Origin of the sequence: Corallococcus carmarthensis (assembly GCF_003611695.1) — a bacterium.
GTDB lineage: Bacteria > Myxococcota > Myxococcia > Myxococcales > Myxococcaceae > Corallococcus > Corallococcus carmarthensis.
In genome coordinates this window covers 1-3,911 of record NZ_RAWE01000393.1, presented here as the reverse complement: position 1 = coordinate 3,911, position 3,911 = coordinate 1, and the positions used below count along the sequence as shown (strand labels likewise).

Here is a 3,911-nt window from a genome sequence, read left to right as displayed (position 1 = left end):
GCCGGGGGATGGGCGGGCTTGCCCTGTTCGGCCTGACGCTGTGCTTCGGCGGCGCGGGCCTCCTCGGCGAGGCGGGCGGCTTCGGCGGCACGGGCCTGTTCGGCGAGGCGGGCGGCTTCGGCGGCACGGGCCTGTTCGGCGAGGCGATGGAGTTCGGCCTGGCGGGCTTCTTCGGCGAGGCGGGCTTCTTCGGCGAGGCGATGGAGTTCAGCCTGACGCGCTTCTTCGGCGAGGCGCTGTGCTTCGGCTTCGGCACCAAGGCGAGCTTCCTCGGCGAGGCGAGCTTCCTCGGCGAGGCGAGCTTCCTCGGCGAGGCGAGCTTCCTCGGCCTGTCGGGCCTCTTCGGCGAGGCGAACGGCTTCGATTCGAGCCGCCTCCTCAGCGAGGCGAGCCTCTTCGGCCAACCGCGCCTCCTCGGCGAGACGAGCGGCTTCAATTCGAGCCGCCTCCTCGGCGAGGCGAGCCTCTTCAGCCAGACGCGCCTCTTCTTCCGCGCGGAGGCGAGCCTCTTCGGCCAAGCGGGCCTCTTCGGCGAGACGAGCGCCTTCCTCCGCACGCAGGCGCGCTTCCTCAGCCAGCCGCGCCTCTTCGGCGAGGCGGGCCTCCTCGATCGCGCGAAGACGGGCCTCTTCCGCGAGTCGAGCCTCTTCGGCCAGCCGCGCTTCTTCTTCGGCACGAAGCCGCGCGTCTTCTTCCGCACGAAGCCGCGCGTCTTCTTCCGCACGAAGCCGTGCTTCTTCCGCGAGACGCGCTTCTTCAGCGAGGCGTGCCTCTTCGGCGAGCCGAACCTCCTCGGCGAGGCGTGCCTCTTCAGCCAGGCGCGCCTCTTCCTCCGCACGCAGGCGCGCCTCTTCAGCGAGCCGGGCTTCCTCAGCGAGCCGGGCCTCTTCGGCCAAGCGCGCCTCTTCGGCGAGCCGAGCCTCTTCCTCCGCACGCAGCCGTGCCTCTTCGGCGAGGCGAGCCTCCTCCGCCAGCCGTGCCTCTTCCGCGAGACGAGCCTCTTGGGCTACGCGTGCTTCCTCCTCGGCACGAAGGCGTGCCTCTTCCGCGAGCCGAGCCTCTTCGGCGAGTCGAGCTTCTTCAATCGCGCGGAAACGCGCTTCTTCAGCGAGCCGAGCCTCTTCAGCAAGGCGCGCATCTTCCTCCGCCCGAAGACGAGCCTCCTCAGCGAGCCGGGCCTCCTCTTCCGCACGAAGTCGAGCCTCTTCGGCCAGGCGTGCTTCTTCCGCCAGTCGGGCCTCTTCCTCTGCACGAAGTCGGGCCTCCTCAGCGAGACGCGCCTCCTCTTCAGCACGAAGCCGAGCCTCCTCCGCCAGCCGAGCTTCTTCGGCGAGACGCGCCTCCTCTTCAGCACGAAGCCGAGCCTCTTCAGCCAGTCGTGCTTCTTCCGCGAGTCGGGCCTCCTCAGCCAGCCGCGCTTCCTCAATCGCGCGGAGTCGGGCCTCTTCCGCGAGTCGAGCCTCTTCCGCGAGTCGAGCCTCTTCGGCGAGTCGAGCCTCTTCCTCCGCACGCAGGCGGGCTTCTTCAGCGAGCCGGGCCTCCTCAGCGAGTCGAGCCTCCTCTTCCGCGCGAAGCCGAGCCTCTTCCGCGAGCCGTGCCTCCTCTTCCGCGCGGAGCCGGGCTTCTTCGGCGAGCCGAGCTTCCTCGGCGAGGCGGGCCTCCTCTTCGGCACGAAGCCGGGCCTCCTCAGCCAGCCGGGCCGCCTCAGCGAGGCGCGCTTCCTCCTCCGCTTGAAGCCGAGCCTCTTCCGCGAGACGCGCTTCTTCAGCGAGGCGTGCCTCTTCGGCAAGCCGAGCTTCCTCAACGAGGCGTGCCTCTTCGGCGAGTCGAGCCTCTTCCTCCGCACGCAGGCGCGCTTCTTCAGCGAGCCGAGCCTCCTCAGCGAGCCGAGCCTCTTCTTCGGCGCGAAGCCGAGCCTCTTCCGCGAGTTGTTCCTCCTCCGCGCGAAGACGGGCTTCCTCTACGAGCCGAGCCTCCTCGATCGCGCGAAGACGGGATTCCTCTGCGAGCCGCGCCTCTTCGGCGAGTCGGGCCTCTTCCTCCGCACGCAGGCGCGCCTCTTCGGCGAGTCGGGCCTCTTCCTCCGCACGCAGGCGCGCCTCTTCAGCGAGCCGAGCCTCCTCTGCGAGCCGAGCCTCCTCGAACGCGCGAAGACGGGCTTCCTCTGCGAGCCGGGCCTCTTCTTCAGCACGAAGTCGAGCTTCTTCCGCGAGGCGAGCCTCTTCGGCCAAGCGCGCCTCTTCGGCGAGCCAAGCCTCCTCAGCGAGCCGGGCCTCTTCAGCGAGCCGGGCCTCTTCGGCCAGTCGAGCCTCTTCTTCCGCACGAAGCCGAGCCTCTTCCGCAAGCCGGGCCTCCTCAGCGAGGCGAGCCTCCTCGGCCAAGCGGGCCTCTTCGGCAAGAAGCGCCTCTTCGGCGAGCCGCTCTGCTTCAATGCGCGCCTCTTCCGCGATCCGGGCCTCTTCAATTGCACGAAGCCGGGCTTCCTCGGCGCGGCGGGCCTCCTCGGCAAGGCGGGCTTCTTCGGCAAGGAGCTCCGCTTCAATTCGAGCGGCTTCCTCGGCAAGGCGGGCTTCTTCTTCGGCGCGAAGACGAGCCTCTTCAGCGAGCCGTGCCTCTTCTTCGCCGCGAAGGCGGGCCTCCTCGGCGAGGCGGGCCTCCTCAGCCAACCGCTCTTCTTCGGCGCGAAGACGCGCCTCTTCAGCGAGCCGTGCCTCTTCCGCCAAGCGGGCTTCTTCCGCTAGCCGCGCTTCCTCTTCGGCGCGAAGGCGAGCCTCTTCCGCCAAGCGGACTTCTTCCTCCGAACGCAGCCGAGCCTCTTCCGCGAGGCGAACTTCTTCGGCCAGACGCGCCTCTTCTTCCGCACGCAGCCGAGCCTCTTCCGCGAGGCGAGCTTCTTCGGCCAGACGCGCCTCTTCTTCCGCACGCAGCCGAGCCTCTTCCGCGAGGCGAGCTTCTTCGGCCAGACGCGCCTCTTCCTCCGCACGCAGCCGAGCCTCTTCCGCGAGGCGGGCTTCCTCGGCCAGACGCACCTCTTCGGCGAGGCGAGCTTCCTCGGCCAGACGCGCCTCTTCGGCGAGACGGGCCTCTTCCGCGAGCCGAGCCTCTTCCGCCGCACGAAGCCTCGCCTCTTCAGCGAGCCGCGCTTCCTCAATAGCCAGCAGCCGGGCCTCTTCCGCGAGACGAGCTTCTTCCTCTGCGCGAAGCCGCGCCTCCTCCGCTAGCCGCGCCTCTTCTGCAAGGCGAGCTTCTTCCTCGGCAAGAAGCCGTGCCTCTTCGGCAAGACGCTCGGCTTCAATGCGCGCCAGTTCCGCGAGCCGCGCCTCTTCCGCCAAACGTTCGGCTTCGATGCGCGCCAGTTCCGCCAACCGCGCCTCTTCGGCGAGACGCTCGGCTTCGATGCGCGCAAGCTCCGCGAGCCGGGCTTCTTCCGCCAGCCGCTCCGCTTCAAGGCGCGCCTCTTCCGCGAGCCGCGCCTCTTCAGCGAGACGCTCCGCTTCAATTCGCGCCAGTTCCGCCAGCCGAGCCTCTTCGGCGAGACGCTCGGCCTCAATGCGCGCCAGTTCCGCCAACCGAGCCTCTTCGGCGAGACGCTCGGCCTCAATGCGCGCAAGCTCCGCGAGCCGCGCCTCTTCCGCCAATCGCTCGGCTTCAAGGCGAGCCAGCTCCGCGAGCCGGGCCTCCTCCGCCAGCCGCTCCGCTTCAATGCGCGCCTCTTCCTCCGCGCGAAGCCGAGCCTCCTCCGCCAGCCGTGCCTCCTCCAGCGCCCGGAGCCGAGCCTCCTCCGCCAACCGCTCCGCCTCGATGCGCGCCAGCTCCGCCAGCCGCGCCTCTTCCGCGAGCCTCGCCTCCTCCGCCAGCCGCTCCGCCTCCAGCCGCGCCAGCTCCGCCAGCCTCGCCTCTTCAGCGAGCCG

The 3,911-nt window shown here is 69.8% G+C and carries 1 protein-coding gene; it reads right to left on the bottom strand.

Annotated features, from left to right (window positions below; all coding sequences use genetic code 11):
- A partial coding sequence (locus D7X32_RS48025; RefSeq protein WP_500683175.1) for a hypothetical protein occupies window positions 1-3,911 on the bottom strand: 3,911 nt, incomplete at both ends.